The sequence below is a fragment of the Xylophilus ampelinus genome, assembly GCF_003217575.1.
GTDB classification, from domain to species: domain Bacteria; phylum Pseudomonadota; class Gammaproteobacteria; order Burkholderiales; family Burkholderiaceae_C; genus Xylophilus; species Xylophilus ampelinus.
In genome coordinates this window covers 112,365-138,624 of sequence record NZ_QJTC01000009.1, presented here as the reverse complement: position 1 = coordinate 138,624, position 26,260 = coordinate 112,365, and the positions used below count along the sequence as shown (strand labels likewise).

General features: G+C 63.5%; 16 protein-coding genes and 1 pseudogene. 7 read left to right on the top strand and 10 right to left on the bottom strand.

Annotation, left to right across the window (positions count from 1 at the left end; genetic code table 11):
* Positions 1 to 146, top strand: a pseudogene (locus DFQ15_RS17775) (IS630 family transposase); the annotation flags it as partial.
* Here DFQ15_RS17775 and DFQ15_RS17770 read toward each other — a convergent pair.
* Positions 137 to 6,637: a DUF3320 domain-containing protein gene (locus DFQ15_RS17770; protein WP_110465479.1), complete on the bottom strand. Its 6,501-nt coding sequence runs from the start codon at positions 6,635 to 6,637 to the stop codon at positions 137 to 139. The pseudogene DFQ15_RS17775 and the gene DFQ15_RS17770 sit on opposite strands and share 10 nt — an antisense overlap.
* A gap of 422 nt (positions 6,638 to 7,059) precedes the next feature.
* Positions 7,060 to 8,502, bottom strand: coding sequence for a pyruvate kinase (gene pyk, locus DFQ15_RS08025; protein WP_110465478.1), 1,443 nt, complete (start codon positions 8,500 to 8,502; stop codon positions 7,060 to 7,062).
* A gap of 274 nt (positions 8,503 to 8,776) precedes the next feature.
* On the opposite strand from pyk, the gene DFQ15_RS08020 reads away from it, so the two are divergent.
* The gene (locus tag DFQ15_RS08020; RefSeq protein WP_233504346.1) at positions 8,777 to 9,967 is read left to right on the top strand and encodes a fatty acid desaturase; all 1,191 of its coding nucleotides are present in this window, start codon (positions 8,777 to 8,779) and stop codon (positions 9,965 to 9,967) included.
* 210 nt (positions 9,968 to 10,177) lie between these two features.
* Here DFQ15_RS08020 and xopX read toward each other — a convergent pair whose 3' ends face one another.
* From xopX to DFQ15_RS08000, 4 genes are all read right to left on the bottom strand, one after another.
* Complete coding sequence (gene xopX, locus DFQ15_RS08015) at positions 10,178 to 12,235, bottom strand: XopX family type III secretion system effector (RefSeq protein WP_146228678.1); 2,058 nt, start codon at positions 12,233 to 12,235, stop codon at positions 10,178 to 10,180.
* Positions 12,236 to 12,468: 233 nt separating this feature from the next.
* The gene (locus tag DFQ15_RS08010; protein ID WP_158529025.1) at positions 12,469 to 13,497 is read right to left on the bottom strand and encodes an ABC transporter substrate-binding protein; all 1,029 of its coding nucleotides are present in this window, start codon (positions 13,495 to 13,497) and stop codon (positions 12,469 to 12,471) included.
* A 194-nt stretch (positions 13,498 to 13,691) separates the two neighbouring features.
* The gene (locus tag DFQ15_RS08005; protein WP_158529024.1) at positions 13,692 to 15,323 is read right to left on the bottom strand and encodes a sensor histidine kinase; all 1,632 of its coding nucleotides are present in this window, start codon (positions 15,321 to 15,323) and stop codon (positions 13,692 to 13,694) included.
* Positions 15,313 to 16,095 carry a response regulator transcription factor gene (locus DFQ15_RS08000; RefSeq protein ID WP_110465473.1) on the bottom strand — a complete coding sequence of 261 codons (783 nt, stop codon included), beginning with the start codon at positions 16,093 to 16,095 and terminating at the stop codon, positions 15,313 to 15,315. Before DFQ15_RS08000 ends, DFQ15_RS08005 begins: the two co-directional genes overlap by 11 nt.
* A gap of 180 nt (positions 16,096 to 16,275) precedes the next feature.
* On the opposite strand from DFQ15_RS08000, the gene DFQ15_RS07995 reads away from it, so the two are divergent.
* The 5 genes from DFQ15_RS07995 to DFQ15_RS07975 all read left to right on the top strand — a co-directional run bounded on the left by DFQ15_RS07995 (position 16,276) and on the right by DFQ15_RS07975 (position 22,671).
* Positions 16,276 to 17,637, top strand: a complete 1,362-nt coding sequence (locus DFQ15_RS07995) for a CitMHS family transporter (protein ID WP_110465472.1) — start codon at positions 16,276 to 16,278, stop codon at positions 17,635 to 17,637.
* 724 nt (positions 17,638 to 18,361) lie between these two features.
* Complete coding sequence (locus DFQ15_RS07990; RefSeq protein ID WP_110465471.1) at positions 18,362 to 20,098, top strand: carbamoyltransferase family protein; 1,737 nt, start codon at positions 18,362 to 18,364, stop codon at positions 20,096 to 20,098.
* A 59-nt stretch (positions 20,099 to 20,157) separates the two neighbouring features.
* A complete protein-coding gene (locus DFQ15_RS07985) occupies positions 20,158 to 21,333 on the top strand; it encodes an MFS transporter (protein ID WP_110465470.1) in 1,176 nt (391 codons plus the stop codon).
* A 1-nt stretch (position 21,334) separates the two neighbouring features.
* Positions 21,335 to 22,009: an HAD family hydrolase gene (locus DFQ15_RS07980; protein ID WP_199399839.1), complete on the top strand. Its 675-nt coding sequence runs from the start codon at positions 21,335 to 21,337 to the stop codon at positions 22,007 to 22,009.
* On the top strand, positions 22,006 to 22,671 hold the full coding sequence (locus DFQ15_RS07975; RefSeq protein ID WP_110465468.1) for a YdcF family protein: 666 nt from the start codon (positions 22,006 to 22,008) through the stop codon (positions 22,669 to 22,671). The genes DFQ15_RS07980 and DFQ15_RS07975 overlap by 4 nt, the downstream gene beginning before the upstream one ends.
* A gap of 48 nt (positions 22,672 to 22,719) precedes the next feature.
* On the opposite strand, the gene DFQ15_RS07970 is transcribed toward DFQ15_RS07975, so the two are convergent.
* From DFQ15_RS07970 to fmt, 4 genes are all read right to left on the bottom strand, one after another.
* Entirely contained in the window at positions 22,720 to 23,913 is a 1,194-nt protein-coding gene (locus DFQ15_RS07970; RefSeq protein ID WP_110465467.1) for a phosphoglycerate kinase, read from the bottom strand.
* A gap of 122 nt (positions 23,914 to 24,035) precedes the next feature.
* Complete coding sequence (locus tag DFQ15_RS07965) at positions 24,036 to 24,365, bottom strand: AzlD domain-containing protein (protein ID WP_110465466.1); 330 nt, start codon at positions 24,363 to 24,365, stop codon at positions 24,036 to 24,038.
* Between the two features lie 130 nt (positions 24,366 to 24,495).
* Entirely contained in the window at positions 24,496 to 25,278 is a 783-nt protein-coding gene (locus tag DFQ15_RS07960) for an AzlC family ABC transporter permease (RefSeq protein ID WP_110465465.1), read from the bottom strand.
* The gene (gene fmt, locus DFQ15_RS07955; RefSeq protein ID WP_110465489.1) at positions 25,275 to 26,249 is read right to left on the bottom strand and encodes a methionyl-tRNA formyltransferase; all 975 of its coding nucleotides are present in this window, start codon (positions 26,247 to 26,249) and stop codon (positions 25,275 to 25,277) included. Before fmt ends, DFQ15_RS07960 begins: the two co-directional genes overlap by 4 nt.
* Between the last annotated feature and the right edge of the window lie 11 nt (positions 26,250 to 26,260).

Here is a 26,260-nt window from a genome sequence, read left to right as displayed (position 1 = left end):
GCGTGGCCGATCTGGAGCGCTCCATCCGGCAATACATCGACCGACATAACGCCGACCCGAAACCTTTCATCTGGCACAAGAGCGCCGATACGATCCTCGCAAAGGTCGCTCGGGCTGCCCACAAACTTAGTTCGGCTTATTTTTGAGACACCACACTAGCGAGTTGCACCAATTCAGGCATGCATATTTCGTCAATTGGCCGAACTTCGTTCCCGGGAGAGCGAAATCGGGAATGTGTTTCTGACCCAGCAGCCTCAGGCCAAAAATAAAGCACGCCTTCCTCTTCTGTTACTTCAAATGACTGCTTTGCCAGCAACATCACACGATCGTGGATCCGCGCACCAGTCCGCTGCCACCCATGAGCGCGCGCAATTCGACGTGACAAAACGGCATCCTGAACAGGTCCCTCGGTCTTCACGATGTGCTCGATCATCTTGTTCAGCGTCTCGTCATATCCATGGTCGAAAAAGTCATCGGCGTTGATCGAGGCAACGGCTTCGGATAGATCAGCAAGCGTGTACTGACTTTTCAACCTAGGCTCGTGCACCTCGCCCACCTGATTTCTTGCATACAAAGCTGCAGGTGTTGCAGGCTCAGTTGCCGACTCTTCGACCAGTTGCGCGCCTGGCTGCCGGCCAGAAGCATCATCCGCCAGAACCGGAAGTGCCTCTGAATGCGCTTTCTCAATCGCGTCCTCCGCCGCATCACGTGCTGCCTGCTGCGCCAATTCCTCCGCCCGCCGCTCTCGACTATTTGCGAGCAGTTCATTCAGTCGCCGATCGACGCGGTCAAGCGTCCCGACCTTATCGACCCACCAATCGGTTGACCATATCCGGACAATTTCCCAGCCCAATCCCCTAAGCACCTGTTCGCGCAGCATGTCTCGATCGCGGGCAGTAGCCGATCGGTGGTAGGTGGCGCCGTCGCATTCGACGCCACTCAAATAGGTGCCTCTGGCATCGGGATGAACAACGGCCAGATCGACGCGGAAAGATGACGCGCCGATCTGTGTGTGAACTTCCCAGCCTTTGCTTGCGAGCGCAGATGCCACAGCCTCTTCGAATGGACTTTCAAAGCTGCCGAGGCTTCCCTTGGTCGCCTCAGCCAATACTTCGGTGCCTCTTTCGGCGAACTCCAGGAAATGCTTCAGATCCTTCACACCGCGTGCCTGGGTGCGTGCCAGGTCCATCTTCTCGGCACGCAAGCTGGAAAACACGCGCAGTTCCTGCCGTGCACGCGTGATCGCGACGTTCAAGCGGCGTTCGCCGCCGTCTCGGTTCATCGGACCGAAATTCATCGACACGGCGCCTGTCAGGTCAGGACCATAGGTAATGGAGAAATATATGATGTCGCGCTCATCACCCTGGACACTTTCAAGGTTTTTGACGAACAGCGGTTCTATTGCCGATTCCGCGAAATGGGGCTCGATCGAAGGATCCTTTCGTCGCGCTTCGTCTAGCAGATCCTCGATCAGGGACTGCTGCTCAGAATTGAATGTCACCACTCCAATCGTCAGGCCCGAAGCCCGGAAACCTGGCTGCTTGAGCTTGCGCAAGATATCGCCCACAACGGCCATGGCCTCGGGTTTGTTGGTCCGGGCACCGCCTTTTTCATAGGTGCCATCGACGTAGTGGAAACTGACTGCCCGGTCTTCTGTCACAGGCGAGGGAAAGGTCACCAGGGACCCGCCGTAATAGCGATGGTTGGAAAATGCGATCAGGCTTTCGTGGCGACTCCGGTAATGCCAGGACAGATTCATGGTCGGCAGGTTGGCCCCCATGCACTCGTCCAGAATGCTTTCGAGATCCCCTTCGAGTTCCTCGTCCTCGTTGGCAGCCTCGGCCCGGTCGAAGAAGCTGGTCGGCGGCAATTGCTTCGGATCACCAACCATCACGACCTGCTTGCCGCGAGCGATGGCACCGATGGCGTCCCACACTGGGATCTGCGAAGCCTCGTCGAACACCACCACGTCGAACGCGTTGGCATCCGCACTCAGGTACTGCGCAATCGACAGCGGACTCATCAAAAGGCAGGGCGTGAGTTTGGTCAGCGCCGTGGGCAGGCTGGACATCAAGGTCCGCAGCGGAAGGTGCCTGGATTTCTTGGTCATCTCGCGACGGAGCAAGCCCCATTCGGAATTGCGCGTCACTTCGTCCTGCTGCGGCAGATCGGCACAGAGGGATGCCCGTATCCAGGCACGTGTCAGTTCAACATGCCGTGCATCCAGCGCCCTGAAATCGCTGATGCGTTTCTCATGTTCGGCCGCAACGAAGGTCCGGATGACGGGTTCGTTATCAACCACAAGATTCAGCCACCAACGGCTGTAGTTGGTCTCGAAGGCGTTGCGCAGTTGGCCGTGTGGTACGGCGGCGTTCTCGACACCGGCCACCACACCAGAAAGGCCCAGTTGGATAGCCTGATCCCTGACCTTGCGCCAGGCGCACCAGGCGTTGAGCCGCGCTTCCGAGCGCACGATTCCGTTGCAGTGCGCGATGAGGGCTGGTAGCGCAAGCGTGTTGAATCTGGTTTTGGACGCCTCGGAAAACGCACCGACAGAACCGAGGTGGTCCACGGCCGGCTGCAGTTCCGCTTGGGCAGCGAGGTACTGCGTGGCATCCAGCGCAAGCGCGCCAGACGGATCCAGTAATGCGACGTTGTCGCCGAGCAATTGTTCCAGGGCACGTGCCATTGGCTGCAGCTCTTCCGGCTTCTCCGACAAGCCTGCCATCGTCTTGGCGAGCGATGCTTGGAACACAACTGCCTTCTCCACCTGGTCGGTCGCCGTGTCGAGATCGCTCCAAAGACCCTGTGTCAGCGAAGTCAAATCCGCCAGTTGAGCAAGGTTCTTTTCTACCTCGCCGCGCCGTCGAATCCGTTGGACGTCTTCAGAAAATGCGGCACCGCATTCGCCTGCGGAAACCCTTGGATGATCTCCTAACAAGGGGCCCTTAGTGCGTACTTGGTCCATCGCATCCACGAAGGAAAGCGCTGCTTCGAGCCCATCCACATGGGTCGACCGACCTGCCCAAAGCTGGGCGGTAGGGCCCGCCAGGTGCTCCAGTGAGTCAAGCTCTTCCTCGAGGCCTTTCAGCGCCCGGAGCGTCTTGAGCTCTCCAGCCAGGCGGTCCCCACAGCGCCCATTCGCCACGGGCTCTAAATCACGGTCATCCCACGGTATGCTGTTCTTTCCGCAGGCCAGGGCGTGCTGTAGCCTGATCGCCGCCTCTGCGAACTCTGGCCGAGTTTTCAAGCCGGACCAAATGCCTTCGACCGACGCGCCGATCTCAACCGCCTCGACCTGTGTTCGCAACTCTCTAATTCGAGTCCACAGCAGCAGGTCGGCAGGCACATCGGGTTCGCCGACCCCGCTGACGCAGGCTTCCACAACCTGCCTGACTTTCTTTTTCCCCAGGTGCGAAAGAGGCCAGACCGCCTTCTCAGCCTTGGCATATTCGCGCTGCAAGAGTGACACGTGGAGTTGCTCTATCCCTTCGCCGTATTTCACCGAAAGTTGGGCGGTGGCAGCCGCGATTTCGGCCAGCAGCCCGAGTCCGGTCTCCAGCTCACCGATGATGTCGTCGCCCCAAGGCTTGCCCAGACCGTTCAACAGATCCCGACGCTGCTTCAGCAGCAGCAGTCCCCGCCGGCATGACGCCATGATCGAAGCGGGCCACGACGGCGACAAGGCAGCAGTCAGGCTCCGGTGTTGCTCCAGCAGGTCGACACCACGTCGCAGTCTGGCCACGATAGCCGGGGCATCAGCTCTGGAAGCGAATCTCCAGTCGTGGCCCACCGCGTCAGGCAGCAGTGCCGCAAGGGAGCGCAAGGCCTCGCGGCTGCGTTGTGCCGATGCAATGGGTGGCAAGCCACATGCCGTCGCAAATTGATTGAACGTTGCCAACACACGCTCTACAACCGGTATGGCCGCCCGAGCGGCTTCAACCAGGCTTTGCTGGAGACGGGGGGACCATTCCGTGTGACCGACATCTGCGAGTGCGCTTTTCAGCAAGTTGTCGTAGCCGAGCGCCTTGGCATTGACGTCCAGGCGCTCGACCACTTCACGCATGCGCGCCATGGTCGTCGCGTCGTGGGCATGCGCCACATCCCACGAAAGCCCCAGATGCGGAACAAGGTCACCATCGACAACACGGCCGATGGCTTCATAGATGGTCATGCCATTGCCGAAACGGAAATGAAGCCGCTCGACATAGACGTTCAGCTCGTCGCGTAGTGATTTAAGGCGCTGCGCTTCTGCCCGCCATTGATCCTGGTCAATGTGGCCCGTGCATTCCCACGAGGTCTTGAGCTGGGCCAGTACATCCAGTTTTCGGGCCTTGCTCGAGTGGAGTTCGAGGCAGAACTCACCCAGCTTCACCTCCCGCAAGCGGCGAAAAACCACATCCAGCGCTGCTATCTTTTCGGAGACGAACAGGACGCGCTTTCCCTCGGCCAAGCACTGTGCAATGAGGTTCGAAATCGTTTGGCTCTTGCCGGTGCCAGGCGGGCCGATAAGGACGAAGTCCTTGCCGCGCACAGCCGCCATGACGGCGGATAACTGGGAAGAGTCGGCGGGTAGCGGGCAGAAGGTCTGCTCCGGTCCAAACTCACGATCCAGATTCTTTGGATGTGGAAACGGAATGCCGGACGGATAGCTGTCCCTGGGCGAATCGATCAGATGCCGCACCACCGCGTTCTCGCGGAGCTGGTCCGTGCGTTCGGTCAGATCCTTCCACATCAAGTACTTGCCGAACGAGAACATCGCCAGCACGACCTCCTCGGAAACCTCCCAGCCCTTGATGTCCTTGATGGCATGCGAGACGGTCTTCCAGAGCGCCTGGATGTCGAGCCCCCGATCGTCCTTGGGCAACTCGCCTTCAGCGATTCCGAGGCTCAGGTTGAAGTCCTGCCTGAGCATCTCGATGAGCGTGGGGTTGAACCGCGGCTCATCGTCATGCAGGGACAGGGTGAAGCCAGACCTGGCGTTCTTCCTGCTCAGGGTGACAGGCACAAGAATCAGCGGCGCGCGGTGCTTCTGACCTTCGCGGTCGTCCCGGGTCCACGACAGGAAGCCGAGCGCGATATAGAGCGTGTTCGAGCCGCTCTCTTCCAAGGTCGTACGCGCCATACGGTAGAGCTCAACGAGCCGGGCCTCCAGCTCGTCCTTGGCCACGCCCACGAAGACTTCCTTGCGCTTCAAGGCATCGAGCGCATGGATCCGACGAACGTCTTCACGCTCCCGACTTTCGTAGATGGCCTGGCTGCGGGGGTCGGCGCCATCCATCAAGTCCGGTCGCGGGAGTACCTTGAGGATCTGGCCTTCCGACAGTACGTCTTCGAGCAGGCTGGGGTCTGGCGCTTCCAGCTTCAAGGCCTTCTTGCTGCCCTTGAAATTCAGCAGGTTGTTGCGCAGCGAAAGGTCCAGTAGCTTGCGCTGCCACCTGGCAAGACGGTCTTTGGGGTTGAGCGCTGCGGCATCGACTTCTGCGTCTGCATCCTCTTCAGGAAGTTCCGGAGCTTCAGCGAATACAGGCTGTGCAATCACTTGCTGCTCGACCGCTGCACTTGGCGCAATCGCCTCGGCATTGGCCAGAGGCTTGATGCGTTGCATCCGGGCGCGGCGGATATCGACCAGCAACTCGAAGGCTTCTTCCACAGGTTCGCCAATCTGCTCGACTCCCCTTTCGGTAGCATAGGTAAAGCTAGGAGCAGGACGGTGCGTGATGATGGTGGTTTCGAAGACCACCATCTCCTTCAATTTGACGCGCTTGCGGACCGCCGTCACGTCATCCACAACTACCGTGGTGAACTGCTCTGCTTTCAACCAAACACCTACGAAAGCATGGCCTTTGGTGAACACGAGCACCGGGTTGAGTCCGGCCTGCTCCAAGGCCGAGCAAAACATGAGCGCCAGATCCAGGCAGGTCGCCAGACCGGATTCCAGGATATGGCTGGTGCTACGAACCTTTTGGCCTGCGTGTTCGAAGCTTGCTGGTGGAAGGGCGTAGTCAAGACCCAGCGAAGCGACGGCACTCCAGATTGCAGATGCCAACTCCCAGGCTCGCTTGTTGCCGCCCGCGTAACCATCCAGCGCCGGATTCTTGTTGTTTTTTCTCAGGACCTCGGCGGCTTGCTTCAGCAGCCGGTCCACGGCGGGGTCGTTGGGTTGCACAAAGGCCGCGACAAGGTCGGGCAAATGGGAGAGTCCGCCCCACTGGTTGCGCGGCAACAGCTCAATCTGCTGGTCGAGCGAAGCAATGGTCTGCGTCGAATTCGCACGGGCCCGCAGCGTGAAGGTCACCGTCGCTTTTTCCGCCTCGGTCAGGCGTGTCAGCAATGGGCCATCCAGTTGGACATCCAGGTCAGAAATGCGGCAGCTCTCGCCAGCACCAATGACTTCGACCCGCCATACCTTCGGCTTCAAGAAAGCGGGCGTCGACTCGATCCAAAGGTCCAGCTCTTTCAGCGCGACCTCGGTGTCATTGGCAATATTCAGCTCTCGCAACATGGGCACTGCGTTCTGGAAGTCCGCCAGATTGAGCTTGCCAATGATCCCGGCTTCCAGCCTCACAACCCGCGGTGGATCCTCTACCGATTCAACACCATCGCTTGAAAATTCGGGCGCTTCGCGGTCTGTCATTTAACGCTTTCGTCGGTCTTGATCGATACCAAAGACACAAACATTTCGGCGTGAGTGAGCGGCCTCGGATGCCCAAGCCCAACGCTATGAAATTTGCATTCTCGATTTATTCTTTCACAAATAAGACAAGATGCTCTTTAGGGAAGGTCTGCATGAATCCAGACCCTCGGTGGTTGGCATCTGCATAAGGTACTGGATGGATGCACTCATCTAGCAGCTCTACAAACTTAAGGCAGTCATCCGAGTCAAGGTCGGCACGCCTGCGGAGTGATCAAGCGGCAGTTGTACGACGTTAAAGTCATGGCCGCCGCATGGCCCCGTCCAGCCCCCGCCAGGCCAGGGTCCCCCTGGACTCTGCGGAGCCTCCCCCTCGGGGGTGGCGAATTACACGCAGCGGCAGCGGAGTGAAAAGCCGGGGGGCCTCATCCAGCCCGGCAGACCTTCAGCATATTGGTGCCGCCGGGCGCGCCCATCGGCTCGCCGCAGGTGATCGCGTACACGTCGCCCTGCTGCACGATGCCGCGCGTCTTGAGGTGCATCTCGGCCTCGGCCAGCGCGGTGTCGCGGTCGGTGCTGCTGTCCATCAACAGCGGGCGCACGTTGCGGTAGATTGCCATCCTGCGCTGGGTGGCGACGCGGGGCGTCAGTGCGTAGATCGGCACGTGGATCCGGTGGCGGCTCATCCACAGGGCGGTCGAGCCGCTGTCGGTCAGCGCGACGATGGCCTTGGCGCCCAGGTGGTGGGCGGTGAAGAGCGCGCCCATCGCGATCGACTGGTCGATGCGGCCGAAGGTCTGGCCGGTGAAGTCGGCATCGAGTTCCACGTCTTCCGCCGCCTCGGCGGCCGAGCAGATGGCGGCCATCTCGACGATGGTCTCCAGCGGGTAGCGGCCGGCGGCCGTCTCGGCCGAGAGCATCACCGCGTCGGTGCCGTCCAGCACCGCGTTGGCCACGTCGCTCACCTCGGCGCGCGTCGGCACCGGATTGGTGATCATGCTCTCCATCATCTGGGTGGCGGTGATCACGACCTTGTCCTGCTCGCGGGCCATCTTGATCATGCGTTTCTGCAGCGCCGGCACCGCGGCGTTGCCCACCTCGACCGCCAGGTCGCCGCGCGCCACCATGATGCCGTCGCTGACCTTGAGGATCTCCTCCAGTTTGGGGATCGCCTCGGCCCGCTCGATCTTGGCGATCAGGCCCGGGCGGTGGCGGTATTCGGCACCGGCCACGTAGCAGAGCTGGCGGGCCATCTCCATGTCGGTCGCGTTCTTCGGAAAACTCACCGCCACGTAGTCGGCCTGGAAGGCCATCGCGGTACGGATGTCGTCCATGTCCTTGGCGGTGAGGGCCGGCGCGGTCAGGCCGCCACCCTGTTTATTGATGCCCTTGTTGTTGGACAGCTCACCGCCGATTCCCACGCTGGTATGCACCTGCTCGCCCAGCACCCGCTCGACCTTCAGCACGATCAGGCCGTCGTTGAGCAGCAGCACGTCGCCGGGCTTCACGTCGCGCGGCAACTCCTTGTAGTCGAGGCCCACGCCAGCGATGTCGCCCGGCGCGGTGCGGGAAGCGTCCAGCACGAAGGGCGCGCCCTGCTCCAGCAGCACCCGGCCCTCGGCGAACTTGCCGACGCGGATCTTCGGGCCCTGCAGGTCGGCCATGATCGCCACCTCGCGGCCGGCACGCTGGGCAGCCTCGCGCACCAGGCGGGCCCGGTCGATGTGGTCCTGCGCCAGGCCGTGGCTGAAGTTGAGCCGCACTACATTGACGCCGGCCCGGATCATCCGCTCCAGCATGTCGGGCGCGCTGGACGCGGGGCCGAGGGTGGCGACTATCTTGGTGGCGCGGCGCTGGCGTTCGGACATGGAGTCTCCTGGTTTTTTCGGGTGGGGGCACGGGACGTGCGGTTCGCGGAAGATTCTCACACGCCGTCCCGACCCGCCCGGTAACACGGCCGAAACTCCGGGCCGCCGCGCCTGTGGCGCGCTGTCCACGCGATTGACCTTGGTCTCGGGTCTGCCTTGGGCCGTCGGCTACCATCGTGGATGGACGGTCGCACGGCCCGTTCCCCCAGACCCACGCGGCACCCCGACGCCCGCCAGGCATTTCCCGCAACCCTGCCGCCTTGTGCTTCCCGCCATGAGTTCCACTTCCGAACGCGCCATGCCGACGCCCCTGCCTTCACCGCTGCACACCGGCTTCGTCGCCGATGCACCCGCGCCGACCGCCGCACCCGCCGCTGCCATCGTGCTGCCGCCGCCGCTGGCCGCCGATGCGCCGCTGCCACACCGCAAGACGATCCGCTCGTGGCTGATCCCGCTGTGCCAGCGCTCCACGCTGCGCGCCGTCGCGTTGCTGGTGCTGGACTACGCGCTGTTCGGCGCCGCACTGTACGGAGCCGTCACCTTCGAGCCGCTGTGGGCGATGCTGCTCTGCGGCCTGGCCGCCGGCTTCGTGATCGGCCGCCTGTTCATCATCGGTCACGACGGCTGCCACCAGAGCCTGACCTCGCACCGGGGCCTGAACCGCTGGATCGGCCGCATCGCCTTCCTGCCCTCGCTCACGCCCTACAGCCTCTGGGACATGGGCCACAACGTGGTCCACCACGGCTTCACCAACCTGAAGGGCGTCGACTTCGTCTGGGCGCCGCTGACGCAGGACGAGTACCGCAAGCTCTCGCCGGCCCGGCGCTTCATGGAGCGCCTCTACCGCAGCGGCTGGGCGCCGGGCCTCTACTACATGGTCGAGATCTGGTGGAACAAGATGTTCTTCCCCGACCGCAAGGCGACGACGCACCGCCCGATCTTCACCAAGGACTGCCTGCTGGTGTCGGGCTTCGCGCTGGCCTGGATCGGTGGCCTGGTCGCCACCGCCTTCGCGTCCGACCAGTCGGTGCTGCGCCTGCTGCTGGCCGGCTTCGTGGTGCCGGTGATGTTCTGGTTCGCGATGATCGGCTTCGTGGTCTACGTGCACCACACCCACGTCAAGGTGTCGTGGCACGACGACCGCGCCGCCTGGACCCGGGCCCAGCCCTTCGTCTCGACTACGGTGCACCTGACTTTCCCGTTGCAGGTCGGCGCGCTGATGCACCACATCATGGAGCACACCGCCCACCATGTGGACATGAGCATCCCGCTCTACAAATTGAAGGAAGCCCAGAAGCTGCTCGAGCAGCTGCTGCCCGGCCGCATCGTGATCCAGCGCTTCTCGTGGAAGTGGTACTTCCAGACCGCGCGTGCATGCAAGCTGTACGACTTCACCCGCCAGTGCTGGACCGATTTCCGCGGCCGTGCGACCAGCACTCCGCGCACCTTGCCGACCGTCGCCTGACCGGCCCGGCTACTCGCCCGAAGAGCGCATCGCGCGAGGCGCCCCGCCGAATGGCGAGATGTCACGGCCTCGCCGATACCGCGCCGCTTTGGAGCCAAGCCGGAGATCGCTCCCGAGTACAAGGCCACTGCGGACGCGATAAACGCGCAAAGGCGTCGTCGCCCTGACGTGTGCGCCTGTTGCCTGCAGCGGCGACTCGGTCGCGGCGGTCTACTCCGTGATTTCGGCGTGCTTGGCAATATCGTCTTCGTCGGGGAGTTCGGTGATCGTGACGCCGCTCGGTCGCCGGGCCTCCGCCTGCGGGTGGGCACTCTGTATCGCTTGCAGCATGCTCTCGGCAGCGATCCCGTGGTAGGCCTCCAACTCCGGTGGTGTCAGTCTCCGAAGGTACTCTGTCGTGGCTTGCAGCTGCGCCTGGGCTTGCTCGGGCGACGAAGGCATTCCGGTCGCGAGCGGGGTGCCGTCCGGTCCGTTGAACATGCGCATGATCTGGCTTCCTCCCCAGTTCATTGCCGTCTCCGAGCCACACGCTATGGGGCCTGGCATGGTCATCGACATCAGCGTCATGGCCACGCCAGCGTAATAGGGCGACGAGGGAGATGCTTCGATCAGGCTCTGGTTGGCCAACGTCACGGACAGCTTTTCGGCGCTGAGCCCCAGGGCCAGGATCATGCTGCCCGCACACATGGCTTTGAAGCGTTCCATCGAATCCTGGCGCGTCGATTGCTTGTTGAATACGGACTGCATCATCACCGTGGTCACAATCAGGGTGTCGGTCAGCAGGCCCACGGTCCCGATCCGGTCCGGCTGTATCAGGTAGACAGTGATTCCTGTCACGGCAGCGCTTAGCAGTGCCAATGCCAATTTGGACGAGAAATCGTCGTTGGCCGGTTCGCGCGGCAAAGAGATCGACAGGGTTCCGTCGGGTCGAAAGCCATCGAGTTGCAACGTACTACTCAGTCGCTTGCTGCATTTGTCCAGGCTCTCCAGCAGATGCGTGCATTGGGCATTGAGCGTTTTGGTGAGTTCGCGCCCTCCATCGGGCCCGGCGAAGTCCCGACGCGCTTGCTGGAAGACTTCGAGTCCTTCGTTCAGCCGGTTGTAGAGCGCAGTAAGCTGCGACCGCATCTCGCTGGTGACAGTCCCAGGGGTTAGACGCGCACGCAACTGTTGGGCCTGCGCCTCGAAACCGGCGCGCTGCGCGATGTCAGCGCCCAGGCGCGAAGCGCCATCCTGCAGTCGTTCGCCCAGTGCGTTAAGGCTGCTCCAGAAGAAAGGCGTGATCACCATCGCAACACAGGCTATCGATGCCGCCGCTACGTATCCCATGTTGTTCTGTATTGCATCGGCCTGATGCCGTACGGCTTCATTGCCGAATTTCTTAGGCAGAACGGTGGCGAGAAACATTCCATTGACCAGGGCATGGTAGAGGTGACTCTCGTTGGCGTCGCGTCCCAGCTGCCCGCCCATCAGCGGAAACGGAAGTCCATCGGTGGTCGGGCGCAGGGCCGACGCCGAAATACTCAGAACCCCCTTGATCACGGCGCCGAGCGTGTAGGTGAAGGTTTTGAGTTCGTCGGCCATCCAGGGGCTGGGTACCAGCAGCGGCCAGGTATTGACCAGATTGGCCAGCGACTTCAGTGCGCGTCCTGTCGCCGGCATCCCGTGCTCGAGCGGACGCAACGCGTCGAGTACCGCCTTGATGTCGCCGAGCATCTGGTCGCGAAAACGCGGGGCGAGATCAGGCGTGCGTTCGATCAGGTGCTGGAGCTTTTCCACCTGTTCCCGGCACGACGTCAGCGTATGTTCAACGCCCATTTCGGGGTCGCTGCCGCGCAAAATGCGCAGCAGCGCGGGATCGTCCGCATGAATTTGCAGCATTGTGCGCAGATCCATCATCGACCACAGCTTGGACGCTGCATTGGAGACCGCGCCGGAAAGCATTTGCGCGCCGTTGATCATGGATTGCGCCACCAAGGACGCTGGCGGGCGCGCTGCGCGGGTCTGCTGCGTCTGCGCCGCCTCGATCTCGGGCGACAACGCCTCGAAGGTGTCGCTCGCATCGTAGTAACTCTCTGTATCGGATGTACTGGCGGATGAGAAGTGCCTGCTTCCGCGAGGGCCAAGCGCACCCAGGGACGGGTTGGTCAATAGCGTTGCGGGTTGAGAAGACGTCTGCTGCGCCCTGTTTGCGTCCTCGTTGTCTCCATGGCTTTGCATCGCGTCCGGAGAAGAAGGTGTTACCGGGTTCGTGGGTCTGACGTGCATGGGAGACTCCTTCCTATAGTGGATGCAACCAACGTAATGTTCGGTTTCCATGTCATCTTCCGGACAACAAAATGGTTATTGCGGTGATTTGCGAAGTAATGCACAAAAAGCTGCAATGCCTCCGGTGCGGATATTTTTGATGTCCGAGCCCCGGCCGCCTCCAGTAAAATTCAGAGCGAAGAGGCCTGCAGGCTATACCGTACGCCGACTACTAGCTATCATTTAAATAGCAATTACCGGATCGGCGATGCAACTGCCGCAGCCGCACCTCCGCCCGCACTCCACACCTCCAGAAACCGTGCCCGCTTGCGCTGGTCCTGGTAGACCAGCAGCCCCGGGCCGAGCGGGATCGGACGCAGCGCGCCGGTGGGATGCGCCGCCCGTTCCACGTCGGCGCGGATCGGCAGGATGCGCGACTCGCGCGCCAGCACCGTCTGGCCGCGTGGCGAGAGCAGGTAGTCCAGAAAGCGCCGCGCTTCTGCCGGATGCGGCGCGTTGCGCGGGATGAGGGCAGTGTGGGCGATCACCAGGGTGTAGTCGCGCGGCAGTACCATGCCGATCGGCGCGCCGGCAGCGATCCGGCCCTGCACATAGGAGCCCGGCATGTTGTAAGCCAGGGCCAGCGTACCGGCCGCGATCCGGTCGAGCAGGGCCGACGCATGCTCGGCCCGCACCGCCCGGTTGTCGGCCAGCGCGGCCGGCAGCGCGCCGGCGTTGCCGTCGATCCGCGCGTCCTGCGTGGCGGCCAGGTAGCCGATGCCGCTGGCCTGCAGGTCGTAGGTGCCGATGCGGCCCTGCAGCGGCCGCGCCGGGTCGCGCAGCAGGTCGAGAAGTTGCCGGTGGGTGGCCGGCGCGGTGGCGGCGGTGAAGCATCGGGTGTCGTAGGCGATCACCATCGGCTCGTAGCTGAAGCCGAACACCTCGTCGCGCCAGCGGGCCCAGCCGGGCAGCGCGGCCGTCGCGTCCGACCGGTGGGGCTGCGCATGGCCGTCGTTGGCCAGTCGCGCCTGCAGGTCCATGCTGCTGCTGGCCAGCAGATCGGCCGGACCCACCGGCGACGGCGCGTGGGGCGGCTGGCCCGTGGCGGCCTCCTGGTAAAGCGCCTGGGTCGAAAACTTTTCATACCGGATCGCCACCTCGGGATGCAGCCGTTGGTAGTCGCGCAGCACCGGCTCGAAGACAGGCAGGTCGGTCGATCCCGCCACCCGGAGCGCGGGTGCGGTGGCGCCCTCTGCGGCTGGGCGCAGGGCCGGCAGCGCCACTACGCGTCCCTCCGGCGGCTCGCGGGCGGGGGTGACGGGCGATGTGGCCCAGGTGCCGGGCGCTGCACCGGCCGCCGCAAGGCCCGTGAGAAGGGCACGTCGGGTCAGCGCACGGGCCGCAGTCGATGCCGGCGCGCCCCGTCCTGCGCGATCGACCCGCCCCCCGATGTACCCGGCGGCGTGAGCTGCCTGGCTCATACGGCCTCCCCATCGGCCGCCGGCAGCTGCATCCGCACGACCAGCCCGCCGCCCGCACGCGGCGCCAGTGCCAGCCGGCCGCCGTGGCGCTCCACCACCCGGTGCACGATGGCCATGCCCAGGCCGGCGCCGCCGGGCACGGCGTCGCGGCCGCGGGCGAAGCGCTCGAACAGCGTAGGCATCTCGTCGGCGGCGATGCCCGGGCCGCGGTCGGCGACGGACAGGCTCCAGCCGCCGCCGGGTGCGGCCTCCAATGCCAAGTCGATCTCGGCTACGGGTGCCGCTGCCGCGGCGCCTTCGCCCAGCTCCACGGCTTCCGGGGGCCGCGTTACCGCCGCGGACGTCGCTTCCGCCGCCGTTTGAGCGCCTTGCCCGACGCCCTCACCAACATCGGCACGCCCCGCAGCCCCGCGCCGCACCCCATGCTTGAGCGCGTTGTCGACCAGGTTCTTGATCGCCTCGCGCAGCATCAGCGCGTCGCCCCGCGTCGGCGCGGCCTGCAGGTCGCAGTGCAGCCGTACCGCGGGCTGCGGATCGGCACGGGGCACCGCGTCGCGCAAGGCCTCGCGCACGGTGCGCAGCAGGTCGACCGGCTCGAAGCGGCCCAGCGTGTCGCGATGGGCGACGGTGGCGTCCGACAGCAGCTGGTTCAGCAGCCGGGTCAGGCGCTCGGCATTGCGCTCGATGGCGACCAGGCTGCGGCGCTGTTCGGCGGGGTCGGGCTCGTCGACCGCCATCTGGGCCTGGGCGCGCAGCGCGGCGAGCGGGGTGCGCATCTGGTGGGCGGCATCGGCGATGAAGACGCGCAGCGCGTCCAGGTTGTCGGCCAGTCGGCCCATGAAGCGGTTCAGCGCGCCCACCGCCTGCGCCATCTCGACGGGCACCGGCGTGGCGATCGGCTGCAGGTCGGAGGCGGCGCGGCCGGCGATCTCGTGCTCGAGCCGGGCGACGGGCGCCAGCGCGCGGCGCACGCCCCACCAGCACAGCAGCAGCGCCGCGCCGGTCAAAAGCGCGATCGCGGCGGTGGCGACGCGGGCGGTGTCGGTGGCCGCCGCATCGCGCGCCCGGCGGGTCTGGCCCACCTGCAGCCAGGCGCGACCCTGGTCGGCCGCCCCGGCGGCCCAGCGACCGGCCAGGGCGAACCGCACCGTCTCGCCGCGGTAGGGCGCGTCGAAGAAGACCGGCGTCGCGTCCTGCGCGGCCGGACCGTCGGCGGCGCGGCGCTCGGCCTCGCGGCGCTGGGCGGCGGGCGGCGCGGGCAGATCGTCGTAGCCGGTGACCAGGGCGCCACCGGGCGTGCGCAGGCTGTAGAAGACGCGGTCGTCCGGCGCCATCGCCAGCAAGTCGAGCGCGGCATAGGGCAGAACCAGATCCCACTGGGCGCCGTCGAAGCTCACCGCATCGCCCATCGCCAGCACCGACGCGGTCAGCAGCCGGTCGAACGACTGGTCGGCCGCACGCCGACCCCAGGCCTGGGCCGCGACCGACAGCACCACCATCGCGGCCAGGAACAGCACGGCCAGCGTGCCCAGCAACCGGCGGCGGATCGAGCCGCGGGTGACGGCGCCGGTGGCCGACAGCACGGACGCGGCGCTCGGCGGCGCGCCGGGCCGGGCCTCAGTCGCCATCGCCGCTCGAACCGCCATCGCCGCCACCCTCCGCGTCGCCGAAACCCGCATCCGTCGGAACGACCGGGCTGCCGCCACCGTTGCCGCTCCGGTCGCCATCGCCCGCCGCCGACGGCTCGGCAATGTAGCCGACGCTGCGCACCGTCGTGATGCGCAACGCGCCCTCGCCCAGCTTGCGGCGCAGGCGGCCCACATACACGTCGATCGCGTTGGGTCCGGCCTCGTCGTCGAAGCCGAAGAGCTTGGCAGCGATCTCCTCGCGAGTCACGGCCCTGCCCAGCCGGCCGACCAGGATCTCCAGCAGGCTGAACTCGCGGTTGGGCAGGTCGATGCGCTGGCCGAACATGGTGACCCGGCGCGCGGCACTGTCGATCGCCAGCGGGCCGATCTGCAGCACCGCCTCGGCCTGGCCCTGGGGTCGGCGCAGCAGGGCGCGGCAGCGGGCCTCGAACTCGCGAAAATCGAAGGGCTTGCCCAGGTAGTCGTCGGCGCCGCCGTCGAGCGCGGCCACCCGGTCCTCGATGTCGACGCGGGCGGTGAGCATCAGCACCGGCGTCTTGTCGCCGCGGCCGCGCATCCGCGCCAGGATCTCGGTGCCGTCCATTCGCGGCAGGCCGATGTCGAGCACCACCAGGTCGAAGGCGTGGTGCTCCAACAGGCCGTCGGCCGCCTGGCCGTCGGATTGCCAGTCGGCCGCATGGCCCATGCGGCGCAGGCAGCGCAGTACCGCATCGGCCAGGTCGGTCGTGTCCTCGACGAGCAGGATGCGCATCAGGTCACCGCTCCGCCCCGAGTCCCCGGCGGCACTACGCACTTCCCCTCATGGGGTTTGTCCCCATACCGCGTGACAGGGGCACGACAGGCTGTGTTCGTAACCTCGCGGCTCACCGCCAAGGCACACCTGCGCCAGGCTCGCTTTCGAGGAGACATACCCCATGCAAGGACTGACGACATGCTGACGATGCTGGGCTTCGGCATGGTGATCACATTCATGTACCTGATCATGACCAAGCGGCTCTCGCCGCTGGTCGCGTTGACGCTGGTGCCGATCGGCTTCGCGCTGATCGGAGGCTTCCACGCCGGGCTGGGGCCGATGATGCTCGACGGCATCAAGAAAATCGCGCCCACCGGCATTTTGCTGATGTTCGCGATTCTCTACTTCGGCGTGATGATCGACGCAGGCCTGTTCGACCCGATCGTCGACCGCATCCTGCGCCTGGTGAAGGGCGACCCGCTGCGGATCGTGATCGGCACCGCGGTGCTGGCCCTGGTCATCTCGCTGGATGGCGACGGCTCCACCACCTACATGATCACCGTGGCATCGATGCTGCCGCTCTACAAGCGGCTGAGGATGAATCCGCTGAACCTCACCTGCGTGGCTCTGATCGCCAGCGGCCTGATGAACCTCACGCCCTGGGGCGGCCCCACGGCCCGCGCCGCCAGCGCGCTGCACCTGGACGTGGGCGAGGTCTTCATCCCGATGGTCGGCCCGATGCTGGTCGCCATCTGCAGCCTGTTCGGCGTGGCCTTCTGGCTGGGCATGAAGGAGCGCCGCCGCCTGGGCTTCTCGCTACTGACCGGCCGCACTGTGGGCAGCCGCATGCCGGCCCAGGTGCTGCCCGCGATCGTCGAGGACGAGGACGACCGCCGCATGCCGCCCGACGAAACCGGCGAGGAAGACGTGGGCCGCCCCGAGCTGCGCTGGGTCAACGCTCTGCTCACCGCCGTGCTGATGGTATGCCTGGTGATGGGCGTGCTGCCGCTGCCGGTGCTGTTCATGATCGCCTTCGCGCTGGCCCTGGTGATCAATTACCCCGACCTGGCCGAGCAGCGCCGCCGCATGGCCAACCACGCCGGCAACGTGCTGGCCGTGGTGTCGCTCATCTTCGCGGCCGGCATCTTCACCGGCATCCTGCAAGGCACCGGCATGGTCGAGGCGATGTCGCACAGCTTGCTGGCGGTGATCCCGCCGGCGCTGGGCCCCTACTTCGCGCCGATCACCGCCCTGGTGAGCATGCCCTTCACCTTCTTCATATCGAACGACGCTTTCTACTTCGGCGTTCTGCCCATCCTGACCGAAGCCGCCGGCCAGTACGGCGTGACCCCGGTCGAGATGGCCCGCGCCGCCCTGATCGGCCAGCCGGTGCATCTGCTGAGCCCACTGGTGCCGTCCACCTACCTGCTGGTAGGCCTGGCGGGTGTCGACTTCGCCGACCACCAGCGATTCACGCTGAAGTGGGCGGCTCTGGTGTCGCTGGTGCTGATGGCCGCGTGCCTGGCGTTCGCGGTCTTTCCGGTGGCCAGTGGGCTATAAGCGTCAGGAAGGTTTGCACGGAGCCTCATGAGCCGTGCTTGCAATGCACTGCCTCAGGCAAGACGATCATGCCCCCGTGAAGCATGCCGGCCCGATGCAAATCCCTTCGAGCAAGCGCCTCGCAAGCGAGCGTTCCTTGATTCGAGGGATTGGGTGTTTCCCTGAAGCGAATGGGTGAACTGCCGGAATCCGAAGGTTCGGGCAAGTGAATGTGCGCTACTACGGATTGAAGAAGAACACCTAGCAGCTCAAGACGCCGTTTGCGCTGCGCAATCCGTGGATGGTGCGCCACCGGTCGATGACTGAGAGCACAGGCGCGTCCCGCATCCGATGGCTTCGCGAGAGGTCGATCGTCCACCTTCGGGACCCACGCGGGTACGTCGAGGTGCATGGCATGCCCTAGTCAGAAAATGATCAAAAGCCCGTATTGCGATGCGTCAACGATGCCGTACCTGAATCTAAACACAAGACCGAGAAACGGCGAGCCAGCGCAACTTCGGCTGGAATTGCACCACGCCTCGAAAGGCTTCACATAGAAATTTCACGGGTCCATGCGACGCACTATTATTTCTTTTAGCAAAAATTATACCCGGACTTTTTTGTAAAAAATAATCTTAGTTCTCACCCAAACCTTCCAATATGACGCACACCGTTACACGTCAACTGCGCAAAATTGCTAGCGAGTCACTTCGGCGACAGTTGCCATTGGGAAAAAGGAGCTTTCATGATTGTTTTGGGCGTCACCAACAACGATTTGGCAAGCGCTTGCTTGGTCAACAATGGTCAAATTCTATCGGCTGTGAGCGAAGAACGCTTCACCCGCATTAAGGATCACAAAGTTTGGCCTGCACAATCGATCGATTTTGTACTGAGACAGGCAGGCATGACATTAAAAGACATAGATTACTTAGCCTACGGCTGGAACGCGGGCTTCAATGTCGAAAAACATCTTCCGTTATATTTCGATCGTATCGCGGAAGAGGCCATCAAAAATCCGGGCGGTCTCCCGCTATTTCGCAAGCGAATCACCGACGAAATAAGCAACGACAAAGAAAAGAGAGCCGAGTTCGATTCATTTGTTTCAAACCATAATTTAACGGAAAGAGTTTTTTATATAGATCACCATGAATGCCATGCCTTGGGCGCTTATGTCTGTTCGCCTTTCGACGAAGCGTTGGCTCTGACATGTGACGGCCGCGGTGATTTCCAATCGCTGACCTTGACATATTACAGTCCGCACGAGACCAAGGTGTTGCAGCGTGAAACCAGTATAGACAGCATCGGCTATTTCTACGGTCGGATAACCCACTTATTGGGCTACAAGCCAAACCGCCATGAGGGTAAAATTACAGGCTTGGCGGCTTTCGGCGACCCCGAAAAACTTTTGTGGGCGATGCGGCAGATGATACACATCGAGGACGGGCGCATAAAAGCGACATGCGGTGATTTCTTCATGCCGTCATATAACACTTACAGCGATTCACTACGTACCCTGCTGACCGATGAGAAGCCCGAGGATATAGCAGCCGCCGCACAGCGGCACAGCGAAAATCTGCTGGTCGCCTTGATAACCCACCATCTGGAGCAATGCGGCAGCAGCGACCTCTGTTTGGCGGGTGGGGTTTTCGGCAACGTGAAACTCAACCAGCGGCTGCGCGAGATCCCGACAGTGAAGAATGTTTACATTTTGCCGTGCATGGGCGATGGGGGATTGGCCCTGGCAGCGGCCGTGGGAACGGCGTACCTGAAAAACGGAACCCGATTCAGGAATGCGGCAATGACCCTAGGCCCTGAGGCATATGGTGTTTCCGAGAACATTTCCCTTATCGATCGCGAATACCCAGATTTGGCTTATCAGACGCCGGGAAATATCATTGACATTCTGGTCGAAGCCTTGATGAAGAATCAGGTGTTGGGAATGTTCAAGGGCAAAATGGAGTTTGGTCCACGTGCGCTGTGCAATCGCAGCATCGTCTATCACGCCAAAGACGCGGACGTGAACGATTGGCTCAATAAGCGCATGCATCGCACCGAGTTCATGCCTTTCGGCCCCGTCACAGCTATCGAGCATGCGCAAAATTGCTATAGCGGATGGAATGAAGAACATGCAGCGGCCGACACCATGACCATGACCTACGACTGCCATCCGCAGTTCATCGAGGCGAGCCCAGCTGTCGTGCACATCGACGGCACCGCCAGGCCACAGGTGGTTCGGCCGGAGACGGATGGATTTATGCACCGTCTGCTCAATGCATGGCACGCCCGGACCGGACAGCGGGCGTTGATCAATACCTCATTCAATCGCCATGAAGAGCCGATTGTCTGTACTGCTCAGGACGCTTTGGCGGCACTCAGGGAAGGTATGGTCGACTTGCTCGTCATGAGCGAGTCGCTGGTTGTATGGCGCAATGGAAAAAACAGTTTTGCGCTGGAAAATTTCGACCGTCCTGTTAAATTTTAGCATTATCACAAGATTTTCTCATAATCTCCGCTCTCAATGAATAATCCTGCCGCCGTACAATGTATCTCATATTTTTCGGATTTTTCGCGGCAGAAGGTATTATTTATCCGTTCTGGTCCACCTGGCTGCATTCTTTAGGCTTCAGCAGCAGTCAAGCAGGCATTTTGATCGCGGCAGCCTATTGGCCTCAGGTCATAAGCGGGGTGCTTCTCACCTATGTTGCGGACTGGCGATTGGATCAAATTCGTCTGGCGGCCATGCTGGCGCTTTCTGCGGCATTTTTCACTCTTATGTTTTGCTTCGCGCCCGCAAAACCATATGCATTCGTCGCTTTGAGCATTCTGTTTGGCGGACTGTGGATGGTCGTTTTGCCGCTATGCGAATCGTATCTACTCCAACGCGATAAACAAGCATTGCAAAATTATGGTTGGGTCAGAGCCATAGGTTCATTGTCTTTCATTCTGATGTCGAGCATCGGCGGCATGTTATTTACTCGTTATGGTCAATCCTGGGTGCCCATCGCAATTTCGGTCAGCATGGTATCCACAGCGCTGAGTTGCCTTTGGGTAAGGCACCGAATCACCCAAGCACCTTCACCTGCCTTGCCGCGGACGGTTCATCGGCCCGATTGGAAACGTCTATTCGAGAAAAAGATTTTGTTACTGGTAATTGCTGCGGCCAGCTTCATTCAACTAAGCCACACCTTGTATTTTTCTACGGCATCCATCCGCTGGGAAGCGCAAGGCTACTCGTCTACTGCTGTAGGAATATTCTGGTCAATCGCCGCGCTGGCGGAGATTATCTATTTCGCCTTTTCCAACAAAATTCTGACCCGCTGCCCCCCCTTGCCCTTGGTGGTATTTTCCGGCGTATGCGCGACCGCACGCTGGACTTTTTTTTCCAGTAGCGAGGCGATGTCGCTCATCGTACTGGGACAGTGCATGCACGCACTGAGTTTCGCCGCGTACCACTCCGCGATCATGCGGTTTATTCGCGACCATGCACCATCGGACATCCGAGCGTTTACCCAAGGCGTTTATTACTCCATTGCAGTCGCATTGCCCATGGGTCTGGCCGCTCCATTTGCGGGGTACTTGTACGAAACGGTGCCGGCCCGGTCCTACTACGTGATGGCCCTGTTTTCATTGGTGGGGGCATTGGTGGCCCTGGTCGCTACTCAGAAGACGCAAAGCTCGAACGATGTCGAAAATAAATCTTACAGCCGTTTGCTTTGATATGGATGGCGTCCTCATCCAGTCGCGCGAAACGATCGAGGATGCATGGACACGCATTGCGTGCAGCTACGGCATCGAGGTAAGCCACGCATTCATTCGCGACCATATCCACGGTCGGTCCGGTGAATACACTCTGCTAACGCTTTTTGGCGAATTCGACCCCGTGCAGCGTCGACGCATCAAAGAACAGGTGGACGCGATCGAGGAAATCGCAGCCTGTCCGCTGGTCCCGGGTGTGGCAACGCTCATTGCCCAGTTACGCAACGGGGGAATATCATCGGCGCTGGTCACCAGCAGCTGGCCCGCTCGTATCGCCCATGTGCTCCAACAGCATGATATGGAAAATGTATTCGATTGTGTGATTTCGCGTGAGGATGTCGAACGTGGCAAGCCTGCGCCCGACTGCTACCGATTGGCGGCGCAAAGATTGAGCCGGCCTATCCACGAATGTCTGGTATTCGAAGACTCTGTCAGCGGCGTGCAGTCGGCGGTGCGCAGTGGCGCGCTGTGTATCGGTATCGGCGACGATCTCACGCTGGTGGATCATGGCGCAACAGCGGTATACGCCGACTTCGAGTCGCTGCCGATCTTGCAGACCCGGGCATCTCACCCTACGTTCGACGGCCGGATGCTGCTCGTCGGTATTAACGCTTCCCTAAAATCCATCGCGCCATGACACCCACACTGCATCACGCCACGATTCTCTGGGACTTCCTCTCCGCCGGACGCCAGCACGCCGCATGCGAATTGATAGTCGTGTGTGGGTCGTACGACCTGCGGGTCTGCGACTACGCATGCGAATTGCTAAACAAGGGAATTGCTCCGCACTTGCTATTCACCGGCAATACTGGCCGCTGGACACGCGACTTGTGGGAGGGCACTGAGGCCGACATATTCGCTCAGCGTGCCCTCGCGCGGGGTGTGAGGCCCGCGCAGTTCAGTTTGGAAACGCAAGCCACCAATTTTGCTGAGAACATTGCGTTTTCCCGGGCGATGTTTCCTGAGGTTCGACGGGTTACTTTCCTCACCAAGCCCAACTCGATCCGCCGTGTGGCGCTGACAGTACCCGTTCAATGGCCAGGGCTAGAAGCCTATGTGGATGCCCCGGATTATGGATTTCCCGATCAAATCTCCGACCAGGTGGGAGTGCTCGGAGTGATCGATGAATTGGTCGGGGATCTGCACCGCGTCAAAATTTATCCCGAGATGGGTTTCCAGGTCGAGCAAGCGGTATCGGACGATGTGGAGAGGTCTTGGAATTATCTGATCGAGCAGGGATTCGATCGGCATCTGGTACAGATCAAGCCGTGTAAAAACCAGAGATATCTCTGTAAATGACAGGGGGTGCCCCCTGATTCATCGCGGCGGCCCCACCCAGGTGCCCCGTCAGACCGCCGCCCGCCTCTGCAAAATCTCGAACGCCGGCAGCGTCTTGCCCTCCAGTATCTCCAGAAAGGCGCCGCCGCCGGTCGAGATGTAGCCCACGTCCTTCTCGATGCCGTACTGCGCGATGGCGGCCAGGGTGTCGCCGCCGCCGGCGATGCTGAAGGCGTCGCTTTCGGCGATGGCGCGGGCGATCGTCTCGGTGCCGTGGGAGAAGGCGGGGAACTCGAACACGCCGACCGGGCCGTTCCAGACGATGGTGCCGGCGGCCTTGAGTTGCGCGGCCAGCTGGGCGGCGGCGTCGGGGCCGATGTCGAGGATCAGGTCGTCCTCGGCCACGTCCCGGGCCTGCTTGACGGAGGCTTCGGCGTCGGCCTTGAAGGCCTTGGCGGTGACCACGTCGGTGGGGATCGGCACGGCGGCGCCGCGGGCGCGCATCGCCTCGATCACCGCCTTGGCTTCGTCGACCAGGTCGGGCTCGGCCAGGGATTTGCCGATCGGCAGGCCGGCGGCCAGCATGAAGGTGTTGGCGATGCCGCCGCCGACGATCAGCTGGTCGACCTTAGCCGACAGCGCCTTCAAAATGGTGAGCTTGGTCGAGACCTTGGAGCCGGCGACGATCGCGACCAGCGGCCGCTTAGGGCTGGCCAGCGCCTGGGTGATCGCGTCGATCTCGGCGGCCAGCAGCGGGCCGGCGCAGGCGACGGTGGCGTATTCGGCGATGCCGTAGGTGGTGCCTTCGGCACGGTGGGCGGTGCCGAAGGCGTCGTTGACGTAGATGTCGCAGAGCGCGGCCATCTTCTTGGCGAGTGCCGGGTCGTTCTTCTTCTCGCCCTGGTTGACGCGGCAGTTCTCCAGCAGCACCACGCTGCCCGGCGCGACCTGCACGCCGTCGACCCAGTCCTGCACCAGCGGCACTTCGCGGCCCAGCAGCTCCGACAGGCGCGCGGCGACCGGCGCCAGCGAATCTGCGGGCTGAAAGGCGCCCTCGGTCGGGCGGCCCAGGTGCGAGGTGACCATGACGGCGGCACCGGCCTTCAGCGCCAGCTCGATGCAGGGGACCGAGGCGCGGATGCGGGTGTCTTCGGTGATGCGGCCGTCGTCGTCCTGCGGTACGTTGAGGTCGGCGCGGATGAACACGCGTTGGCCGCAAGCCTTGCCCTGGGCGACGAGATCGGAGAAGCGGAGGACGTTCATGGGTGCGATCGAGGAAGAGGAAAAAAGAAGAATAAGAGGCGGAGGAAGGAAGTGAAAGGGAGGAAAAGTGCCGGCGATTGTAGAGAGGCCCCACGGTTCGCCGGCCAGCGGCCGTATCCGCGTTACCAGCCCAAGCCGACGTGCAGCGGCAGGTACGCCGCCATGCCGACCGCGATGGTGCCGAGGATGCTGCGCCGCCAGAAATAGAAAGCCACCGCGGCCAGCGTGGCCGGCAGCCGCGCGTCGGCCAGGGTGGTGAGGAAGGCACCGTCGCGCATCACCAACTCGGGCGCCAGCACCGCCGCCAGCGCGGCCAGCGGCGCGTAGCGCAGGCCGCGGCGCAGCCAGTCGGGCAGCGGCAGCTCGCGGTCGGGCAGCAGGAAGAAGCAGCGGGTCAGCACGGTGATCGCGGCCAGGCCGACGATGGCAATGCAGGTCTCCCAGGCGGTCATGGAGAAACCTCCGTGCGGCGCACTGCGGTGCGAGCTTGCTTGAAGCGGTTCGGCGCGGCGCTCATGGAGAAACCTCCATGCTGTGCACTAGCGTGCGCGTGCTTGCAACGGGCAGCGATGCGGCGGCGGCTCATGGCGCGTCCTCGGCGGGCGGCGGTGTGCGCTTGACGATGCGGCTGCGCTGCGGCAGGGCCGCCTCCAGCACCAGGCCGACCGTCACCGCGGCGGCGATGCCCGCCAGGATGTTGAGCTTCAGCGGCAGCGCGAAGGCCGCCACCGCCGCGGCCGCCGCGACGCCCGCCGACACCCAGGTGATGCGGTCGCCCAGCATCGAGCACAGCACGCCGACCAGCGCCAGCACGCCCGCGAAGCCCAGGCCCCAGTGCACCGGAATGGTCTCGGCCAGCAGCATGCCGGCGATGGAGCTGAGCTGCCAGGTCGTCCAGTTGAGGCTGGAGGCGCCCCAGAAATACGGCACCTGGCCCGGCGCCGGCGCCTGCTCGGGGAAGCGCTGCGCCATCAGCACGAAGGTCACGTCGCCGCTCACATAGCCCATCAGGCAGCGGCGGGCGCGGGGAAAGCGGCCGAAGTAGTGGCGCCACAGGGTGCTGAAGATCACGAAGCGCAGATTGACGCAGAACGCGGTGAGCCACACCACCCACATCGGCGAGCCGGATGCGATCAGCGGCACCACCACCAGTTGCGCGCTGCCGGCGTAGACGGTGAGCGACATGAAGACGGCCAGCAGCAGCGGCATGCCCGACTTGACCATCGCCACGCCGGTGACCAGACCCCAGGCGCCGATGCCGATGCTCATGCCCGACATCTCGCGCATGCCGCGCCAGAACTCGGGGTGCCGCAGCAGTTCGCGGGCGCAGGCCTCGCCGGGGTAGGAAACGCCCGAGCCGCTCATGCCGCCGATGCGGCGCCGAGCACGGCACCCGCCGGCAGCGCGAAGCCGCGCAGGAAATCGCCAGCCGGCAGCCGCTTGCCGCCGGCGCGTTGCAGCACCGTGGCCCGCAGCACGCCCTGGCCGCAGGCGACGGCGATGCCCGCCGCATCTGCAGACAGAACGGTGCCGCAGCCGGCGCCGGCCGCCGACTGCGCGCTATCGATTTCGCAGCACCAGATCTTGACCGTCTCGCCGCCCAGCGTGGTGGCGGCGCCGGGGAACGGGTCGAAGGCCCGCACCCGGCGTGCGATGGCCTCGGCGCCGTGCGACCAGTCGATCAGCGCCTCGGCCTTCTCGATCTTGTGGGCGTAGGTGACGCCCGCGTCCGGCTGCGGCACCGGCTGCAGGCCTCCCTGCTCCGCGGTGCGCAGCGCCTGCACCACCATCCGGCCGCCCAGCGGGGCCAGCCTGTCGTGCAGCGTGGCGGTGGTGTCGGCCGCGTCGATCTGCAGCGTTTCGGTCAGGAGCATGTCGCCGGTGTCCAGGCCCGCGTCCATCTGCATGATGGTGATGCCGGTGCGGGCGTCGCCCGCCTCGATCGCGCGGTGGATCGGGGCGGCGCCGCGCCAGCGCGGCAGCAGGCTCGCGTGGATATTGAAGCAGCCCAGGCGCGGCAGGTCGAGCACCCACCGCGGCAGGATCAGGCCGTAGGCGGCGACGACCATCGCGTCGGCACCGGCGGCCAGCAGCGCCTCGCGGGCGGCGGCGGCATCGTCCGGATACCTGCCGTCGAGCCGCAGGCCGCGGGGCTGCGCGACGGCGATGCCGTGCGCCACCGCGAACTGCTTGACCGGCGAGGCCTGCAGCTTCATGCCGCGTCCGGCGGGCCGGTCGGGCTGGCTCAGCACCAGCGGGATCTCCAGGCCGGCGGCGTGCAGGGCGTCGAGCGCGACGCGGGCGAATTCCGGCGTGCCGGCAAAAACGACCTTCACGACCTTCACCG